Source organism: Heliobacterium chlorum (genome assembly GCF_014502795.1).
GTDB classification, from domain to species: domain Bacteria; phylum Bacillota; class Desulfitobacteriia; order Heliobacteriales; family Heliobacteriaceae; genus Heliobacterium; species Heliobacterium chlorum.
The window spans coordinates 1-453 of record NZ_JACVHF010000167.1 but is presented as its reverse complement, the minus strand read 5'-3'; the positions used below and the strand labels follow the sequence as shown (position 1 = coordinate 453).

At 50.6% G+C, this 453-nt stretch carries 1 protein-coding gene; it reads right to left on the bottom strand.

All coding sequences use genetic code 11. From position 1 onward, the window contains the following. Positions 1-453: hypothetical protein (locus tag H1S01_RS20815; protein WP_207732451.1), on the bottom strand; the 453-nt coding region annotated here is incomplete at both ends.

The window sequence follows — 453 nt, the reverse complement described above, 5'->3', positions numbered from 1 at the left end:
CGGAGCCGCTTGATCGCTATTCGCCGGATCGAAAAACCATAGGTCTCGGTAATAATCGACGTACCATTCCCAACCGCAGTAATCAGCCAGTTTCTTCAGGCAATCCGATGGGGGCTTGTAATCAAACACGATCGACCGGACGGTCGGTGCGCCCGATAGAACGTGATTGGTTGTAAACATGCCCTGGCCGTATTTGAGGATGATGTCGTTGACAATCCAATCCGCCGTCTTTCCTTCATAGGTTTCTACAACAAGTCGCCGGTTGAGTTGGTAGGTGTAGTCCTGGCACTCTACTTGCCACAGATTCAATGCTCCAGAAGCACGATTAAGCTTTACCGTGTCAATGATGCCGCCGAAGACACGCTCACCGTCGATCTCGATGATCACTTCATCGCCCTCGTTGGGTTGAATGTTCTTGATGGTAAACGAACAGGTGTCCACCATTGAGGTCAA